Source organism: Streptomyces spinosisporus (assembly GCF_022698145.1).
GTDB lineage: Bacteria > Actinomycetota > Actinomycetes > Streptomycetales > Streptomycetaceae > Streptomyces > Streptomyces spinosisporus.
The window spans coordinates 84,342-101,313 of the sequence record NZ_JALDAX010000005.1 but is presented as its reverse complement, the minus strand read 5'-3'; the positions used below and the strand labels follow the sequence as shown (position 1 = coordinate 101,313).

14 protein-coding genes and 1 tRNA gene are annotated in these 16,972 nt (G+C 69.9%); 7 read left to right on the top strand and 8 right to left on the bottom strand.

Annotated elements, in window-relative coordinates:
- Positions 1-190 precede the first annotated feature (190 nt).
- Together MQN93_RS14990 and MQN93_RS14985 are read left to right on the top strand one after the other, a co-directional pair.
- Positions 191-1,573, top strand: a complete 1,383-nt coding sequence (locus MQN93_RS14990; RefSeq protein WP_016436384.1) for an NAD(P)/FAD-dependent oxidoreductase — start codon at positions 191-193, stop codon at positions 1,571-1,573.
- Positions 1,574-1,800: 227 nt separating this feature from the next.
- Entirely contained in the window at positions 1,801-3,102 is a 1,302-nt protein-coding gene (locus tag MQN93_RS14985; RefSeq protein ID WP_016436383.1) for a class I SAM-dependent methyltransferase, read from the top strand.
- Between the two features lie 56 nt (positions 3,103-3,158).
- Here MQN93_RS14985 and MQN93_RS14980 read toward each other — a convergent pair whose 3' ends face one another.
- Both MQN93_RS14980 and MQN93_RS14975 read right to left on the bottom strand, forming a co-directional pair.
- Complete coding sequence (locus tag MQN93_RS14980; RefSeq protein WP_242709864.1) at positions 3,159-5,687, bottom strand: ABC transporter permease; 2,529 nt, start codon at positions 5,685-5,687, stop codon at positions 3,159-3,161.
- A complete protein-coding gene (locus MQN93_RS14975; protein WP_242709863.1) occupies positions 5,687-6,457 on the bottom strand; it encodes an ABC transporter ATP-binding protein in 771 nt (256 codons plus the stop codon). The genes MQN93_RS14980 and MQN93_RS14975 overlap by 1 nt, the downstream gene beginning before the upstream one ends.
- A 403-nt stretch (positions 6,458-6,860) precedes the next feature.
- Here MQN93_RS14975 and MQN93_RS14970 point away from each other — a divergent pair.
- The 3 genes from MQN93_RS14970 to MQN93_RS14960 all read left to right on the top strand — a co-directional run bounded on the left by MQN93_RS14970 (position 6,861) and on the right by MQN93_RS14960 (position 9,393).
- A tRNA-Leu gene (locus MQN93_RS14970) sits at positions 6,861-6,944 on the top strand.
- Between the two features lie 127 nt (positions 6,945-7,071).
- Positions 7,072-8,247, top strand: coding sequence for a 4-hydroxybenzoate 3-monooxygenase (locus MQN93_RS14965; RefSeq protein WP_242709862.1), 1,176 nt, complete (start codon positions 7,072-7,074; stop codon positions 8,245-8,247).
- Between the two features lie 204 nt (positions 8,248-8,451).
- Positions 8,452-9,393 carry a Bax inhibitor-1/YccA family protein gene (locus MQN93_RS14960; RefSeq protein ID WP_016436379.1) on the top strand — a complete coding sequence of 314 codons (942 nt, stop codon included), beginning with the start codon at positions 8,452-8,454 and terminating at the stop codon, positions 9,391-9,393.
- 69 nt (positions 9,394-9,462) lie between these two features.
- Here the strand turns inward: MQN93_RS14960 and MQN93_RS14955 are convergent, their stop codons facing one another.
- Positions 9,463-9,693 carry a DUF4287 domain-containing protein gene (locus MQN93_RS14955; RefSeq protein ID WP_016436378.1) on the bottom strand — a complete coding sequence of 77 codons (231 nt, stop codon included), beginning with the start codon at positions 9,691-9,693 and terminating at the stop codon, positions 9,463-9,465.
- A gap of 101 nt (positions 9,694-9,794) precedes the next feature.
- Between MQN93_RS14955 and MQN93_RS14950 the strand changes: the two genes are divergently transcribed.
- Entirely contained in the window at positions 9,795-10,106 is a 312-nt protein-coding gene (locus MQN93_RS14950) for a hypothetical protein (RefSeq protein ID WP_242709861.1), read from the top strand.
- Between the two features lie 103 nt (positions 10,107-10,209).
- Here MQN93_RS14950 and MQN93_RS14945 read toward each other — a convergent pair whose 3' ends face one another.
- The 3 genes from MQN93_RS14945 to MQN93_RS14935 form a co-directional block, all read right to left on the bottom strand.
- Positions 10,210-10,983, bottom strand: coding sequence for a hypothetical protein (locus tag MQN93_RS14945; RefSeq protein WP_016436377.1), 774 nt, complete (start codon positions 10,981-10,983; stop codon positions 10,210-10,212).
- Positions 10,984-11,254: 271 nt separating this feature from the next.
- A complete protein-coding gene (locus tag MQN93_RS14940) occupies positions 11,255-12,475 on the bottom strand; it encodes an acetyl-CoA C-acetyltransferase (RefSeq protein ID WP_242709860.1) in 1,221 nt (406 codons plus the stop codon).
- 106 nt (positions 12,476-12,581) lie between these two features.
- Positions 12,582-13,643, bottom strand: a complete 1,062-nt coding sequence (locus MQN93_RS14935; protein ID WP_242709859.1) for an SGNH/GDSL hydrolase family protein — start codon at positions 13,641-13,643, stop codon at positions 12,582-12,584.
- 149 nt (positions 13,644-13,792) lie between these two features.
- Between MQN93_RS14935 and MQN93_RS14930 the strand changes: the two genes are divergently transcribed.
- The gene (locus tag MQN93_RS14930; RefSeq protein ID WP_242709858.1) at positions 13,793-15,178 is read left to right on the top strand and encodes a cystathionine beta-synthase; all 1,386 of its coding nucleotides are present in this window, start codon (positions 13,793-13,795) and stop codon (positions 15,176-15,178) included.
- 301 nt (positions 15,179-15,479) lie between these two features.
- Here MQN93_RS14930 and MQN93_RS14925 read toward each other — a convergent pair whose 3' ends face one another.
- On the bottom strand, positions 15,480-15,908 hold the full coding sequence (locus tag MQN93_RS14925; protein ID WP_016436373.1) for a hypothetical protein: 429 nt from the start codon (positions 15,906-15,908) through the stop codon (positions 15,480-15,482).
- Between the two features lie 118 nt (positions 15,909-16,026).
- On the bottom strand, positions 16,027-16,959 hold the full coding sequence (locus tag MQN93_RS14920; RefSeq protein WP_242709857.1) for an ABC transporter substrate-binding protein: 933 nt from the start codon (positions 16,957-16,959) through the stop codon (positions 16,027-16,029).
- Positions 16,960-16,972 lie beyond the last annotated feature (13 nt).

Sequence of the window (16,972 nt, the reverse complement as noted above, 5' to 3'; positions counted from 1 at the left end):
GGGGCTCACGGCGGCCGTCCGGAGGCGGAGAGCCAGCTCACGCGGCATTGACAACGGGACGTACCGCCCGCGTACCCCTCCCCGCGGAATGACGTCCGTCCAGCGGATCGCGGAGGATAACACACCCCCTGCAAGAGCTTGTGAAGGGGCGCACGAGGTACCCCCCTCGGCCAGGTGGATACTCGATGGCATGAGCACCACGGAGCGTCCCAGGATCCTCGTAGTAGGCGGTGGGTACGTAGGCCTGTACGCAGCTCGGCGCATCCAGAAGAAGATGCGCTACGGCGAGGCGACCGTCACGGTCGTCGACCCCCGGTCGTACATGACCTACCAGCCCTTCCTTCCCGAAACCGCCGCCGGCAACATCTCCCCGCGCCACGTCGTCGTCCCGCTGCGACGCGTGCTGCCGAAGGCGGAGGTTCTCACCGGCCGGGTCACCACCATCGACCAGGACCGCAAGGTCGCCACGATCGCGCCGCTGGTCGGCGAGGCGTACGAGCTGCCCTTCGACTACCTGGTGATCGCGCTCGGCGCGGTCTCCCGCACCTTCCCGATCCCCGGCCTCGCCGAGCAGGGCATCGGCATGAAGGGCATCGAGGAGGCCATCGGCCTGCGCAACCACGTCCTCGAGCAGCTCGACAAGGCCGACTCCACCACCGACGAGGAGATCCGCCGCAAGGCGCTCACCTTCGTCTTCATCGGCGGCGGCTTCGCCGGTGCGGAGACCATCGGTGAGGTCGAGGACCTGGCCCGCGACGCGGCCAAGTACTACAACAACGTGTCCCGCGAGGACATGCGCTTCATCCTCGTCGACGCCGCCGACAAGATCCTGCCCGAGGTCGGCCCGAAGCTGGGCGCCTACGGCAAGGAGCACCTGGAGAGCCGCGGCGTGGAGATCTACCTCTCCACCTCGATGGACTCCTGCGTCGACGGCCACGTGGTGCTGAAGAACGGCCTGGAGGTCGACTCCAACACCGTCGTCTGGACGGCCGGCGTCAAGCCGAACCCGGTCCTGTCCCGCTACGGCCTGCCGCTCGGCCCCCGCGGTCACGTCGACTGCGAGCCGACCCTCCAGGTCAAGGGCACCGACTACATCTGGGCCGCCGGCGACAACGCCCAGGTCCCGGACCTCGTAGGCCGCAAGGCGGGCAACGAGAACGCCTGGTGCCCGCCGAACGCCCAGCACGCGCTGCGCCAGGCCAAGGTCCTCGGCGACAACGTGATCTCCGGGATGCGCGGCTTCCCGCAGAAGGACTACAGCCACGCCAACAAGGGCGCGGTGGCCGGTCTCGGCCTCCACAAGGGCGTCGCGATGATCGTCATGGGCAAGATGAAGATCAAGCTCAAGGGCCGTCTGGCGTGGTACATGCACCGCGGCTACCACGGTCTGGCGATGCCGACCTGGAACCGCAAGGTCCGTGTCTTCGCCGACTGGACCCTCGGCATGTTCCTCAAGCGCGAGGTCGTCTCCCTCGGCGCGATGGAGCACCCGCGCGAGGAGTTCTACGAGGCCGCCAAGCCGGCGCCGGTCGCCGCCGCGCCCAAGGAGAAGACCGAGGCCAAGGCCTCCTGACCGGTTCCGGTCGCTGCACGAATCGAAGGGCCTCCCGCCATCCGTGGTGCGGGAGGCCCTTCGGCGTGTCCCGGTGTCGCAGTTCTCCGGGTATCACCCCGACCGAGTAGATGGTCCCTACACGTATTTTGCCGAGCCGTAACGCGCACGGGGGACTGTACAAGGGCTCCATCGGTGTTTACGTGTTGACTGAACGTTCCGGGATCGCTGTCACGGAGGTGTGCGCCATGGCTGACGCCGCGCTGCGGCTGAAGGGCCTCGTAGAACAGTTGCTGGGGGCGCCGTTGCCGGTGCGCATCCGCGCCTGGGACGGTTCGCAGGCCGGACCGCCCGACGCCCCCGCGCTCGTCGTGCGCAACCGCCGCGCACTGCGCCGCCTGCTGTGGAAACCCGGCGAGCTCGGACTGGCCCGGGCCTGGGTCGCCGGGGACCTGGACATCGAGGGGGACCTCTACGAGGGCCTCGACCTGATGGCGTCGCTGGTGTGGGAGCGCGGCGAGGACGCGCGGACCCTGCTGCAGGCACTCGGGGACCCGGAGGTGCGCTCGGCCGCCCGCGGACTGGTGCGGATGGCCGGGTTGCCGCTGCCGCCCGCCCCGCCGCCCGAGGAGGTCCGCAGGGCCCGCACCCATCTGCACACCAAACGCAGCGACAAGCGCGCCATCAGCCACCACTACGACGTCGGCAACGACTTCTACGAGATCGTCCTCGGCCCGTCCATGGTGTATTCCTGCGCCTACTGGGAGCAGGACGGCACCCTGGAGCAGGCCCAGCGCGACAAGCTCGAACTCGTCTGCACCAAGCTCGGCCTGACGCCCGGTCAGCGACTCCTCGACGTCGGCTGCGGCTGGGGCTCCATGGCCATCCACGCCGCCCGCGAGCACGGCGTCAGCGTCGTCGGCGTCACCCTCTCCCAGGAACAGGCCGCCTACGCCCGCAAGCGCGTCGCCGACGAGGGGCTGACCGACCGCGTGGAGATCCGGGTGCAGGACTACCGGGACGTCGCCGACGGGCCCTACGACGCGATCTCCTCCATCGGGATGGCCGAACACGTCGGCGCGGAGCGGTACCTGGAGTACGCACAGGACCTGCACGGCCTGCTGCGCCCCGGCGGCCGGCTGCTCAACCACCAGATCGCCCGGCGGCCGCAGAAGGACGAATCGGCGTACAGCGTCGACGAGTTCATCGACGCCTATGTGTTCCCCGACGGCGAGCTCGCCCCCATCGGCACCACCGTCACCCAGCTCGAACGCGCCGGGTTCGAGGTGCGCGACGTCGAGTCGATCCGCGAGCACTACGCCCTCACCCTGCGCCGCTGGGTGGCCAACCTGGAGACGGAGTGGGCGCGTGCGAAGCGGCTGGCCGGCGCGGGCCGCGCCCGTGTCTGGCGGCTCTACATGGCCGCGTGCGCCCTCTCCTTCGAGCGCAACCGCATCGGCGTCAACCAGGTGCTGGCGGTGAAGACCCCGGAGAGCGGCGCCTCGGGACTGCCGCTCAGGGCCCGCACCTGGGGCGCCCCGACGGCGTAGGAGCACAGAGGAAGGGGCCCCGCCCGGCGACCGGACGGGGCCCCAGTCACGTACGACTACTCCGACTTGATGGCCGTCAGCATGTTCAGACGTGCCGCCCGCCGGGCCGGCCAGAGGGCCGCCAGGACGCCGACCGCCGCGGCCAGCAGCAGGAAGACCCCCATCCGCGCCCAGGGCAGGACCAGTTCGTACGTCGCCATCTTGGTGCCGAGCAGTTCGCCGGCCGCCCAGCCGAAGAAGACGCCCAGGCCGATGCCGAGCACGCCGCCGAACAGGGAGATGACCAGGGACTCCAGGCGGACCATGCGCTTGATGCCCTTGCGGTCCAGGCCGATCGCCCGGAGCATGCCGATCTCCTGCGAGCGTTCGAAGACCGACATGGCCAGGGTGTTGATGACACCGAGGACCGCGACGATCACGGCCATCGCGAGCAGGCCGTAGAGCATGTTCAGCATCAGCGTGAACATCTTCGCGATGTCGTCGGACAGGTCCTGCTTGCTCTGGACCTTGATGGCCGGGTTGGAGCCTAGGGCCTTCTCCAGCTTGTCCTTGGTCGCGCCGGACGCGCCGTCCGCCGTCTTCACCAGGACCTGCATGTCACCCGGGTCGTCCATGTGCGGGGTGACGGTCCGGCTGTCGACCAGGATGCCGCGGATGAGCTCGTTGCCCTCGTAGATCCCGGCGACCGTCAGCGGGGTCGACTTCCCGTCCTCGTAGTGCGCGGTGAAGCTCGAACCCTGCTTCCAGCCATGGGACTTGGCGGTGTCCTCGTCGACGACGACCTGGTTGCCGCCCACCGTGAAGGCGCCGTTGTCCACCTTCAGGTCGGTCAGCTTCGCGATCGCGGTGCCGTTCACTCCGGTCAGGGACTCGCCCGAGCCGTCGATGCGCGAGTAGACGTTGCGCAGCGGGCTGGTGTCGGTCACCTCGCCGGTGGCCTTCAGCTTGTTGTCGACGTCCGGCGAGAGTTCGTTGCCGTTGGCCATGGAGACCACGTAGTCGGCCCTGATGGCGGACGACGCCATCTTGTCGATGGACTTCTGCAGGCTGCCCGCCATCACCGTCATGCCCGTGATGAGGGTGAGCCCGATCATCAGCGCGGAGGCGGTGGCGGCCGTGCGGCGCGGGTTGCGCACCGAGTTCTGCCGGGCCAGCTTGCCGGAGATGCCGAAGATCCTGAGGACCGGCGCCGCGGCCGCGATCAGGGGGCGCGAGAGCAGCGGCGTGAGGATGAAGACGCCGATGATGAGCAGGACCGCGCCGAGGCCCATCGGGGCCTGGCCGTCCGAGCCGTCCATGGTCGTGGCCGCGAGGACCACCGCGACGCCCGCACCCGTGAACAGCGCGCCCAGCGTGTTGCGCAGCACCAGGGACTTGGTCGTCGCCTTCGCGTGGATGCTGCTCATCGCGGCGACCGGCGGGATCTTCGCGGCCCGGCGGCCGGGCAGCCACGCCGCGAGCATGGTGATGACGACGCCGACCGCCAGGGCGGTCGCGACCGTGCCCGGCGTGATGATCAGCGGCCCGTCCGGGACGCTGCCGCCGAGCGTGCCCATCAGGGCGCGCAGACCCGCGCCGATGCCGATGCCCGCGACCAGACCGGTGCCGCCGGCGACCACCCCGACCACGAAGGCCTCGATGAGCACGGAGCGGGTGACCTGGCGGCGCGAGGCGCCGACGGCGCGCAGCAGGGCCAGTTCCTTGGTGCGCTGGGCGACCAGCATGGTGAAGGTGTTGGCGATGATGAACGTGCCGACGAAGAGCGCGATGCCGGCGAAGACCAGCAGCCCCTGCTTGAGCCCGCTCATCGACGCGGCGATCTGCTCGGCCTGGTCGTCGGCGAGCTTCTTGCCCGTGGTGGTCTCGACGAGCTTGGTGCCCAGCGCGTTGTCCAGGCCGGTCTTCAGCGCGACCTGGGAGGTGCCGGGGGCGGCCTGCACATCGATCTCGTCGTAGGTGCCGGGCTTGCCGAACAGCTTCTGGGCGGTGGCCGTGTCGTAGAGGGCGAGGCTGCCGCCGGCCGCGACATTGCCGTCGTCGGTGGTGAAGATGCCGCTGATGGTCGGCGTGAGGACCGGGCCGTTCACGGAGAGGCGGACCTTGTCGCCGACCTTGTACCCGGCGCGCTCGGCCGTCTTCGCGTCGATGGCGACCTGGTGCGCGCCGTGCGGTGCGCTGCCGGACTTCAGCGGGTAGCGGGGGTCCTTGTCGCCCCAGTAGTTGCCGCCCTGGGACTGGAAGCCGCCGCCGATCAGCTTGCCGTCCTTGTCGGCGATGGCGGTGAAGCCGCTGACGACACCCACGGCGTTCGCCGCGCCCGGCACCTTCGCGCTCCTGTCGAGCATGGCCTGGGTCAGCTCGGGCGTCTTGTTGATCGTATTGCCCTTGTCCGCCTGGGACTTGGCCTGTACGGCCACGTCGACCCGGTCGAAGCCCTTGGCCGAACTGTTCTGGAAGGCATCGGAGATGGTGTTGGTGAAGACCAGCGTCCCGGAGACGAACGCCACGCCGAGCATCACGGCGAGCACGGTCATCAGGAGCCGGGCCTTGTGCGCAAGGACGTTGCGCAGGGCGGTGCGGAACATCAGCTCGTACGGCCCTTCGCGTCGAACTGCTTCATGAAGTCGAGGACCGCGTCGGACGTCGGCCGGTACATCTCGTCGACGATGCGGCCGTCGGCGAGGAAGACCACCCGGTCCGCGTACGCCGCGGCCACCGGGTCGTGGGTCACCATCACGACGGTCTGCCCCAACTCCCTTACGGAGTTGCGCAGAAAGCCCAGCACCTCGGCGCCGGAGCGGGAGTCGAGGTTTCCGGTGGGCTCGTCGCCGAAGATGATGTCCGGCTTGGAGGCGAGGGCGCGGGCCACGGCGACACGCTGCTGCTGGCCGCCGGAGAGCTGGGAGGGGCGGTGGCCGAGGCGGTCCTTGAGACCGACCATCCGGATCACCGTCTCCAGCCACTGCTTGTCGGGTTTGCGGCCCGCGATGTCCATCGGGAGGGTGATGTTCTCCAGGGCCGTCAACGTCGGCAGCAGGTTGTACGCCTGGAAGATGAAGCCGATCTTGTCCCGGCGCAGCTTGGTGAGCTGCTTGTCCTTCAGGGAGCCGAGTTCGGTCTCGCCGATGCGCACCGAGCCGGAGGAGAAGGTGTCGAGACCGGCGACGCAGTGCATCAGCGTGGACTTGCCGGACCCCGAGGGGCCCATGATCGCGGTGAACTCTGCCTGCCGGAAGTCGACGGAGACCCGGTCGAGGGCGACCACCTGGGTCTCGCCCTGTCCGTAGATCTTCGAGAGATCCGTGGCGCGTGCGGCCGTGGTGGTGGCCCGGCCGACGACGGGTGTGGTGGTCACGGGTAGGAACTCCTCGCGGGAACGACGTCTTGAAGGGACGTGACCATCGTGCTGGCCGTGAGGGCCCGTGTAGTCAGCCGCTGTTCCGGTTCCCGGGGGCGACTCGGGTCGGACCGAACGCCGCGTAGTCATACCTCAGGATGACGGGGACCCCTGAGGGGGCCGCCTGGTCGGGTGCGCGTCGAGAACCGGTGGAGCACCCTCGTTCGGGCGGTGAAATTCCGTCATTCCGCATGCGCGGCAGAGCGTCGCACGCAAGGCTATTGGCAAGTGCGGATGGCGCGTACCACGGGCTGATGCACCCTCAGACGTCAATAAAATAAGACAACATCGGTCCACCGTTCGGCTGTTCGGGGGACGTATCCCGATAGGCTCGGGACGCTCGAAGCGGAGCCCATGGCCTGCCCGGATGGTGGAATGCAGACACGGCGAGCTTAAACCTCGCTGCCCCTTCGCGGGCGTGCCGGTTCAAGTCCGGCTCCGGGCACTTCCACTCCTTCATTGCTTGAACGTTGACAGCGGCCGTGTGCCGTCGGAGACTCCTTCCGGAAGCTGGTGAAGAAGTTTTCACCAGACGAACAATGGCCATGGTGCCTACCCGAAGGGAACGCCCGATGCGCACCACCGTCGGCATCGTCGGAGCCGGTCCGGCCGGGCTGCTCCTCGCTCGGCTGCTTCACCGTGCCGGGATCGACTCGGTCGTGCTGGAGAGCCGCGACCGCTCCTATGTCGAGCAGCGCCAGCGGGCCGGGATCCTGGAGCAGGGCACGGTGGACGTGCTGCGCGCGGCGGGCGCCGGGGAGCGCATGGACCGCGAGGGGCTCCGGCACGACGGCATCGAGCTCCGATACGACCGCAGACGCCATCGCGTCGACTTTCCCGCCCTCACCGGCGGGCGGTCCGTGATGGTCTACGCCCAGACCGAGGTGTGCAAGGACCTGATCGCCCTGCAGCTCAAGGAGGGCGGGCCGCTGCTGTTCGAGGCGGAGGCGCTGGCCGTCGAGGGGGCGGACACCGACAGCCCGCGGGTGCGGTTCCGGCACGAGGGCCGCGAGTCCGTCCTGGAGTGCGACTACGTCGTCGGCTGCGACGGGTTCTGGGGCGTCGCCCGCAAGGCGATCCCCGCCGGGCTGACCCGCACCTTCGAGCGGACGTACCCCTTCGCCTGGCTCGGCATCCTCGCCGACGTGCCGCCCTCGCACGACGAGCTCGTCTACGCCCGCCACGACCGCGGCTTCGCCCTGCTGTCCATGCGCTCCCCGTCCGTGTCCCGGCTCTACCTCCAGGTGCCCGAGGGCACCGACGCCGAGCAGTGGAGCGACGAGGAGATCTGGCAGGAGCTCCAGTACCGCTTCGAGACCGCGGACGGCTGGCGGCTGGAGCGCGGCCCGATCACCCAGAAGTCGGTGACACCCATGCGCTCCTACGTCCACGAGCCCATGCGGCACGGCCGGCTCTTCCTCGCCGGCGACGCGGCGCACATCGTGCCGCCGACGGGCGCCAAGGGACTGAATCTGGCCGTGGGCGACGTCGTCACCTTCGCGCGGGCGCTCGTGCATCTGCGCGAGACCGGTTCGGCGGAACGCCTCGACGCCTATTCGCAGACCTGCCTGCGCCGCGTGTGGCAGGCCGAGCGGTTCTCGTACGACATGACGACGATGCTGCACCGCGCCCCCGACGCGACGCCCTTCGACGACGGGCTGCAGCTCGCCCGGCTGGACCGCATCGCCTCCTCGCGGGCCGCCGCGACCGACCTCGCCGAGGGGTACACGGGCTTCCCGCTCGACTGAGCGATCTCCCGAGTGATCTCCGACCGGTTCCGGCCATGTCGCAGATTGGTCATGAATGGGCCCCTGTGGTGAGGGGAATCACGGATCCGCGTAGCGTGTTGCGCAGCACGACGAGGGAAAGATCCTCCCCAAGCACTAGGGTCAATCCTTTGCCTACCTATTACCCTTGATGCCAAGGCCGCGCCGCGGCCATGGAGGAGTGCAATGAGGAGCAGAAACCCGGTCTTCTCGCGACGGGGGTTCAGCCGCGACAACGGCTACGCGGGCTTCAACGCCGCGCCGCAGGCCGGGGGCCAGGCTGTCGGCACGCAGGGCAACCCCTATGCCCAGGGCAACCCCTACGGCCAGGGCAACCCGTACGCCCAGCCGGCCGGCGACCCCTACGCGCAGAACCCGTACGCGCAGAACCCCTACGCCCAGCAGGGCCTGCAGGGCGCACCGCCGCAGGCCCCGGCCACCACCGGCCGGATGACGATGGACGACGTCGTGCTGCGCACGGCGACGACCCTCGGCACGCTGATCGTGACGGCCGCGCTCGCCTGGGCGCTGCTGCCGGTCGACGACGCCAACATCAACCGCTCGTACGGCATCGGCATCGGTGCCGCGCTGATCGGCATGGTCCTGGCGTTCGTCCAGTCCTTCAAGCGCAAGGCCTCGCCGGCGCTGATCCTGTCGTACGCCGCGTTCGAGGGTGTCTTCCTCGGCGTCGTCTCCAGCATCGTCGACAACCGCATCGCGAGCGGCGCGGCCATGCAGGCCGTGATCGGCACGATGGCGGTCTTCGCCGGCGTCCTGGTGGCGTACAAGGCGGGCTGGATCCGCGTCAACCGCCGCTTCTACGGCTTCGTGATGGCGGCCGCGCTCGGCTTCGTCCTGCTGATGGTGGTGAACCTGCTGTTCGCCGTCTTCGGCGGCGGTGACGGCCTCGGCTTCCGCAGCGGTCCGCTCGGCATCGTCTTCGGCGTCATCGGCATCCTGCTCGGCGCCTGCTTCCTCGCCCTGGACTTCAAGCAGGTCGAGGACGGCATCGCCTACGGCGCGCCGAAGGACGAGGCATGGCTGGCCGCCTTCGGCCTGACCCTGACGCTGGTGTGGATCTACATGGAGTTCCTGAGGATCATCGCGATCCTCAACAGCAACGACTAGCCGTCGGCAACGACAGCGAAGGGCCCCGGGATTTCTTCCGGGGCCCTTCTGTGTCGTCCAGGTGCGCGCCTAGAGCAGTTTGCGCGCGGCCCTCCTCAGGTCGTACTCATGAACAATCGCCTTGGCGTGGCCGTACGCGAGGTTGTGCTCGTGGCGGAGCCAGCTGACCTTCTCCTCGAAGTTGAAGAGAGCCGGGCCTTCTTCGACGGCGCGAAGCCAGTCGGTGACTTCACGGCCGGTGCAGTGTGGGATGCGGGCGAGCAGGTTGCGATGGGTCTCCTCGGAGAAGACTTGGGACATCGGCGCCTCCGGACGAAAGGGGATGTAAGCCGGTCCTTCAGGTCACCGTGCCTGAGGGTTCGCCTGTTGGCAACAGTCCGGTGACGCGTACGCTCTGGCTCGTGGTTGATACGACGCCCTTGACCCGTGCCGTGGATCATTTCGCCGACCGTCTGCGGGCGGCGCCGCAGAGCCGTCTGCAGCGGGGCGGCGCAGCGGAAGCGCTGGCGCTGGCAAGAGAGTTGGCCCGGCGGGCGCAAGCTCTGGAGGAGCCCGGGACTGAGCCGCGTGAGATGCCGGATGCGGGGATGTTCGCTGCCGCTGATCAAATTACGGTCGCCGCTCATGACTTGGCCCTCGTGCTCAGTGACGAGGGCCAGGTCGAGGAAGCTGTGCGGTTGGTGGGGGAGGCTCAGTCGCGGGCGGGGGTGTGAGGCTCGGGGCGCGTTGGCGGGTGCGGGTTCGTTGTGGCTTGTCGCGCAGTTCCCCGCGCCCCTGGAAGCCTGCGCTCCACGGCGACCAAGAACGTCCCGCGTTCTACAGCGACGCTATGACCCTGTCCGCCAGGATGTAGACGTTCTCCTCGCCGCATTCGAAGGTCAGCGTGTATGCGCCCGAGATGCCCGAGCCGCCCAGCAGGACCGGGGTCTGGCCGGCGCGCAGGGCGGTGGCCAGGCGCTCCGCGGTCTCGCGGTGGCCCGGGGTCATGCACAGCGTGGTGCCGTCGGCGAAGACGTAGACGTCGAGGGTGCCGAGGGGTCCGGGGCGGACGTCGGCCAGTTCGACGCGGGAGGCGGCCAGTTCCTCCAGTGTGGCGACCGTGCGCTCATGGTCGTTCACGACGGGTGACTGGACCGGCACGAAGTCGGGGTGGGAGGGGTGGCGGCGGCGGGCCGCGGCCAGTTCGGGGGAGTCCCCCGTGAAGTCGTCGGGGTCCGGGCCCGGTTCGGCCACCGGCTCCAGACCCACGAAATCGGTCTGCCGGGGCATGAACAGCTCGCTGTCCGCGAGGCCCAGCAGCGAGGGCGCGTCGGAGGCGTCACGCGCCTCCTGGGCGGCCCAGAAGGCACGGGCCTCGGCGAGCTCGCGCTCCCGCTCCTCGGCGAGTGCCGCGGCTACGGCCGCGCGTATCTCGTCGGTCTCGGCGGAGCGGGCGGCCGGTACGAGACCGCGCGCGGAGTTGTTCTCGGCGAGCTGGGTGTGCAGTACCGCGACCTCACGACGCAGCACCATGAGCGTGCGCAGGACGGCGACGCCCACGGCGCCCGTGGCGGCCGTGATGACCAGCAAGGCGATCGGCATGGCGCTCACTGACGTACTCCCGGTTCAAAGTCGACCCCCGACTTCCTACATCAGCTTGAAGGGCGGACTAACCAGCTGTCAGTGCGTAACGTCACGAAACGGGCAGGACTTTGGGCCCGGCGCTTATCGGCGCAACAGCGCTGACCTGCGTAACTCCCTCCGCTTAGGGAGATAGGTCACATCCTGGGGGAGATTGGATCACAAAACGGCCCGGAGGCCCGGGGTTTCCCGGACTCCGGGCCACTGGCTCACGGTGTGTGCTACGGCGACTACCGAGAGGTCAGCTCAGCCGCTCGATGACCATCGCCATGCCCTGGCCGCCGCCGACGCACATCGTCTCCAGACCGAACTGCTTGTCGTGGAACTGCAGGGAGTTGATGAGCGTGCCGGTGATGCGGGCGCCGGTCATGCCGAAGGGGTGGCCGACGGCGATGGCGCCGCCGTTGACGTTCAGCTTCTCCAGCGGGATGTCCAGCTCGCGGTAGGAGGGGATCACCTGGGCGGCGAACGCCTCGTTGATCTCGACCAGGTCGATGTCGTCGATGGTGAGGCCGGCGCGGCCGAGGGCCTGCTTGGACGCCTCCACCGGGCCGAGGCCCATGATCTCGGGGGACAGGCCCGAGACGCCGGTCGACACGATGCGGGCGAGCGGGGTCAGGCCCAGCTCGCGGGCCTTGGTGTCGCTCATGATGACGACCGCGGCGGCGCCGTCGTTCAGCGGGCAGCAGTTGCCGGCCGTGACCAGGCCGTCGGGGCGGAAGACCGGCTTGAGGCCGGCGACGCCCTCCATGGTGACGCCCGCGCGCGGGCCGTCGTCCTTGGCGACGACCGTGCCGTCGGGCAGCGTCACCGGGGTGATCTCGCGCTCCCAGAAGCCGTTCTTGATGGCTTCCTCGGCGAGGTTCTGCGAGCGGACGCCGAACTCGTCCATGTCCTGGCGGGTGACGCCCTTGAGGCGGGCCAGGTTCTCGGCGGTCTGGCCCATCGCGATGTACGGGTCGGGGACCAGGCCGTCCTCGCGCGGGTCGTGCCAGGTGGTGCCCTCCTGCTGGGCGACCTCGGCGGTGCGGGCCTCGGCCTCGGCGAAGAGGGGGTTGTGCGTGTCGGGGAGGCTGTCGGAGTTCCCCTTCGTGTAGCGGGAGACCATCTCGACGCCGGCCGAGATGAAGACGTCGCCCTCGCCGGCCTTGATGGCGTGCAGGGCCATGCGGGAGGTCTGCAGGGAGGACGAGCAGTACCGGGTGATGGTGCAGCCCGGGAGGTGGTCCATTCCCATCTGTACGGCCACGATGCGGCCGAGGTTGTTGCCCTGCTCGCCGCCGGGCAGGCCGCAGCCGAGCATCAGGTCCTCGATGTCCTTCGGGTCCAGCTCGGGGACCTTGGCGAGGGCGGCCTGGATGATCGTGGCGGTCAGGTCGTCGGGTCGCAGATCCTTGAGGGAGCCCTTGAAGGCGCGGCCGATGGGGGAGCGGGCGGTCGAGACGATCACGGCTTCGGGCATCACGGCTCCATTGGCATACGGGGGCGACGGACGGGGCTGCTTGGGAAGCTACCCGCACGTAGCTGCCGGGTCACGGGTGTCGCGGTGTGACCCTGGCCGCAATTTTCTAAGCGCTTGCTTTTCTGCTGCCCGGAGCGGCCTGTGTGGCCTCCGTCTCCGTCTCCGTCTCCGTCTCCGGCTCCTGCACCCGGCGCCTGCGCCTGCGCTTGAGCAGGGCCCACGGTCCGCGCGGCCCCGTCGGCATGGCCGCCGTGACCTCCGTACCGGCCTCGGACGCGGCCTCCGCCGCCGCCCGTGCGACCGGCAGGAAGCCCTCGCGGCGGGAGACGTCCGGGCGCTCCTCCTCCGGCCACACGCCGAGCGCCGCGCACACCGTGGGCAGGACCGCCATCGCCGCCGTCGCATATCCCTCGGCGGAGGGGTGGTAGTTGTCGGGGCCGAACAGCTCACGCGGGTTGGCCTCGAACTCGGGGCCCAGCAGGTCGCCCAGCGACACCGTGCGGCCGCCCTGCGCGACGGTGCCGATCGTCTGGGCGGCCGCCAGCTGGCGGGAGGAGCGGCGGGCGAGCCAGCGCAGCGGCTGCTGGACGCGCTCCACCGTGCCCAGGTCGGGGCACGTGCCGACCACCACCTCCGCGCCGGCCGTGCGCAGCCGCCGTACCGCCGCCGAGAGATGGCGCACCGAGCGGGTCGGCGGCATCCGGTGGGTGACGTCGTTCGCGCCGATCATGATCACGCAGATGTCCGGCACCAGGGTCGGGTTGGCCAGGACCAGGGCGACCTGGCGGTCCAGATCGTCGGAGGTGGCCCCCGGCAGGGCCACGTTGTGCAGGACCACCGGGCGCTCCGCCACCGCCGACAGGCCCGAGGCGAGCAGGGCGCCCGGGGTCTGGCCCGCCCGGTGGACGCCCTGTCCCGCGGCCGTGGAGTCACCGAGCATCGTCAGGCGCAGGGGAGGTTCGTCGGGGACGGTGTACGTGGTGCCGTACAGGCCGTCCGCGACCGGGACCCGGCCGCTGGTGCCGTTGCCCACATGGCGCCTGGCCATGTGGACCTCCGCCAGCACCAGACCGACCGCGGCCGCGCCCGCAAGGCCGATGCCGCCACCGCCGTATGCCGCTCCGGCCGCGATCCGCCGGGCCACCCGCGCCCTCGACATGCTCGTCATAGGCCGCCGCCACCTCCTCGTTGCCGTACAACCACTCCTTGCCCCGTACAGACGGTCGGCCAATCTCAACAGGGAGTGAACGACCGTTGCGGGCCGTAGGCTGGCGGAACCATCACGGCCACTTCTTTTGCAAGCATCCGGAGACAACGGTGCAATTCCACGACTCGATGATCAGCCTCGTCGGCAACACCCCGCTGGTGCGGCTCAACAGCGTGACCAAGGGCATCAGGGCCACCGTCCTGGCCAAGGTCGAGTACTTCAACCCGGGCGGCTCGGTCAAGGACCGCATCGCCCTGCGCATGATCGAGGCGGCCGAGCAGAGCGGCGAGCTGAAGCCGGGCGGCACCATCGTCGAGCCGACCAGCGGCAACACCGGCGTCGGGCTCGCCATCGTGGCGCAGCAGAAGGGGTACAAGTGCATCTTCGTGTGCCCCGACAAGGTGAGCACCGACAAGATCAACGTGCTGCGGGCGTACGGCGCCGAGGTGGTCGTCTGCCCGACCGCCGTGGACCCCGAGCACCCGGACTCGTACTACAACGTCTCCGACCGCCTGGTGCGCGAGACGCCCGGCGCCTGGAAGCCCGACCAGTACTCCAACCCCAACAACCCGCTCTCCCACTACCACTCCACGGGCCCCGAGCTGTGGGAGCAGACGGAAGGGAAGATCACCCACTTCGTGGCGGGCGTGGGGACCGGCGGGACCATCTCCGGCACCGGCCGCTATCTGAAGGACATCAGCGACGGCAAGGTCAAGGTCGTCGGCGCCGACCCCGAGGGCTCCGTGTACTCCGGCGGGTCCGGGCGGCCGTATCTCGTCGAGGGCGTCGGTGAGGACTTCTGGCCGACCGCCTACGACCGCACCGTCGCCGACGAGATCGTCCCGGTGTCCGACAAGGACTCCTTCCAGATGACCCGGCGCCTGGCCAAGGAGGAGGGGCTGCTCGTCGGCGGCTCCTGCGGGATGGCGGTCGTCGCGGCCCTGGAGGTCGCCTCCCGGCTCGGCGAGGACGACGTCGTGGTCGTGCTGCTGCCCGACAGCGGGCGCGGCTACCTCAGCAAGATCTTCAACGACGAGTGGATGGCCGACTACGGCTTCCTGGAGGACTCGGGGCCGAGCGCGCGCGTCGGCGACGTCCTCGACGACAAGGAGCACGGCGCCATCCCGTCGCTCGTCCACATGCACCCGGACGAGACCGTCGGCGAGGCCATCGAGGTGCTGCGCGAGTACGGCGTCTCGCAGATGCCGATCGTGAAGCCCGGCGCCGGCCACCCGGACGTCATGGCCGCCGAGGTCGTGGGCTCGGTGGTGGAACGGGAGCTGCTCGACGCCCTGTTCGCCAAGCGTGCCTCCCTGGAGGACCCGCTGGAGAAGCACATGTCCGCCCCGCTGCCGCAGGTCGGCTCCGGCGAGCCGGTCGCCGACCTGATGTCCGTGCTCGGCCGCGCGGACGCGGCGATCGTCCTCGTCGAGGGCAAGCCGACCGGCGTGATCGGCCGCCAGGACCTGCTGGCCTTCCTGGCCAAGGGGAAGTAGCGTCCGCGGACTTCGCGGAAGTGGTACGCGCGTGTCACGTCCGCGCAGCACTCGCTTAACAAGGGTCCGGCAGATTGGAGTCGTCGGCAGGGCGGTGGGGCAGGCTCCCCGCCCGGGCCGGCGCCGAACGTCCAAGGACCTCCGGAGCGGCTCCCGGACCTCCATGGACGCCCGGACGCGCACACCGGCCCTGCCGGTCAGCGTCCCTCGCGGGGACCGCCGTCGTCCCGCCCCCCGTACGCGGGGGTGCGGCGGTCCCCGCGCACATGTATCTCAGGTCCGTCGGCTCACGCCTGACGGCTCATTCCTCCCAGCGGTCCCCGTCCTTGGCCCGCTTGTCGCGGTGGCCGAACAGGCCGGGGTTGGTGCGCACCGCCTGGACGAGGTTCACTCCGACGATGCCCGCCCAGCTGGCGAACAGGCCCGGCAGATCGCCGAGCGAGCCGCCGATCGCGGAGAGCGGGATCGCGAGGACCAGGGAGACCAGGCCGAAGCCGAACCGCTCACCCCAGGAGTCCGTCGACCGGGGCGCCCGGGAGCCCCGGGCCACCACCATCTGCTGCTCCGCCAGCTGCCGCCGCACCCGGCGCTCGACCGCGCCGTCGATGCGCTGGTCGACCTTCTCCAGGAACGAGTCGACCAGTGCGGACTCGTACTCCTCGCCGAGTTCCCTGCGCGCCTGCAGGGTGGCGTTCAGTTCCTTCTTGAGCTCGGCGTCCCGCGCGTCCATACCGGTCTCCCATCCCGTCATGGAACACCACGGTAAGGAGCCGTGCGCGGGCCCGCACTGGGGTTAGCCCCCCTGTTGGGGGCGGGGGTGGCCCGCCGTCCGGGACACCCCGCGCGGGTCACTTCGCCAGGCCGTGCCGCTTCGCGTAGTCGTCGGCCACCTCCTCGGGGTCCTTCTTGTCCTTGTCGACCAGCCGGTTGAGCTCGGTGAGCTGGGCGGTGGTCAGGACGTTGCCGAGGCGGGCGAGCGCCTTGCGGACCGTGTCGTCGGCCTTGCGGTCGGCGACGAGCGGGACGATGTGCTGACTGGGGATGAGGTTCGCGGGGTCGGCGAGGACCACCCAGTCGTTGGCCTCGATGTCGGTGTCGGTGGTGAAGAGGTTCGCCACGTCCACGTCGCCCTTCTTCAGGGCGCCCTTGACCAGCGGGCCGTCGGAGTCGAGCGACTTGAACTCCTTGAACTCCACGCCGTAGACGTCCTTCAGGCCGACCGCGCCCACCCGGCGCTTCTTCACCTCGGGGGCCGCGCCGAGGACCAGCCTGCCGTTCTGTTTCTTCAGGTCGGCGAGCGAGGTCAGGCCGTACTTCTTCGCCGTCTCGCGGGTGACCACGAAGGCGTCGGAGTCCTCGGCCGCGCCGTAGGGGAGGATCTGCAGGCCCTTGGGCAGGGCCAGGGTGAGGGCGTTCTGCATGGCGCCCTCCTCCGCGGCGGTGGCCTTCGGGTCGAGGTAGTTGAGCAGGGCGCCCTGGTACTCGGGCAGCAGGTCGATGTCGCCGCTCCTGAGGGCGGGGATCACGATCTCGCGGGTGCCGAGGTTGGGGCGGACGGTGACCTTCACGCCGGCCTGCTTCAGCACGGCGGCGTAGAGGTAGCCCAGTACCTGGTTCTCGGTGAAGTTGGCGGTGCCGATGGTGACCCCGCCCTTGCTGGAGCCGCCGCCACCGGAGGCGGAGCCCGAGCCGTCGAGGGAGGTGACGCCGCTCGCGCAGGCGGAGAGGGCGGGGACGGAGGCGGCCGCGAACAGGCCGCCGAGGAGGGTGCGTCGGTTCATGGTCTTCTGGGTC

Bases quoted from the DNA above. Each gene is read 5' to 3' on its own strand.
- MQN93_RS14960 (WP_016436379.1), top strand. From the start codon at position 8,452: ATGAGGAGCAGAAACCCGGTCTTCTCGCGACGGGGGTTCAGCCGCGAC.
- MQN93_RS14980 (WP_242709864.1), bottom strand. From the start codon at position 5,687: ATGTTCCGCACCGCCCTGCGCAACGTCCTTGCGCACAAGGCCCGGCTC.
- MQN93_RS14935 (WP_242709859.1), bottom strand. From the start codon at position 13,643: ATGACGAGCATGTCGAGGGCGCGGGTGGCCCGGCGGATCGCGGCCGGA.
- MQN93_RS14940 (WP_242709860.1), bottom strand. From the start codon at position 12,475: ATGCCCGAAGCCGTGATCGTCTCGACCGCCCGCTCCCCCATCGGCCGC.
- MQN93_RS14925 (WP_016436373.1), bottom strand. From the start codon at position 15,908: ATGGACGCGCGGGACGCCGAGCTCAAGAAGGAACTGAACGCCACCCTG.
- MQN93_RS14985 (WP_016436383.1), top strand. From the start codon at position 1,801: ATGGCTGACGCCGCGCTGCGGCTGAAGGGCCTCGTAGAACAGTTGCTG.
- MQN93_RS14920 (WP_242709857.1), bottom strand. From the start codon at position 16,959: ATGAACCGACGCACCCTCCTCGGCGGCCTGTTCGCGGCCGCCTCCGTC.
- MQN93_RS14955 (WP_016436378.1), bottom strand. From the start codon at position 9,693: ATGTCCCAAGTCTTCTCCGAGGAGACCCATCGCAACCTGCTCGCCCGC.
- MQN93_RS14965 (WP_242709862.1), top strand. From the start codon at position 7,072: ATGCGCACCACCGTCGGCATCGTCGGAGCCGGTCCGGCCGGGCTGCTC.
- MQN93_RS14990 (WP_016436384.1), top strand. From the start codon at position 191: ATGAGCACCACGGAGCGTCCCAGGATCCTCGTAGTAGGCGGTGGGTAC.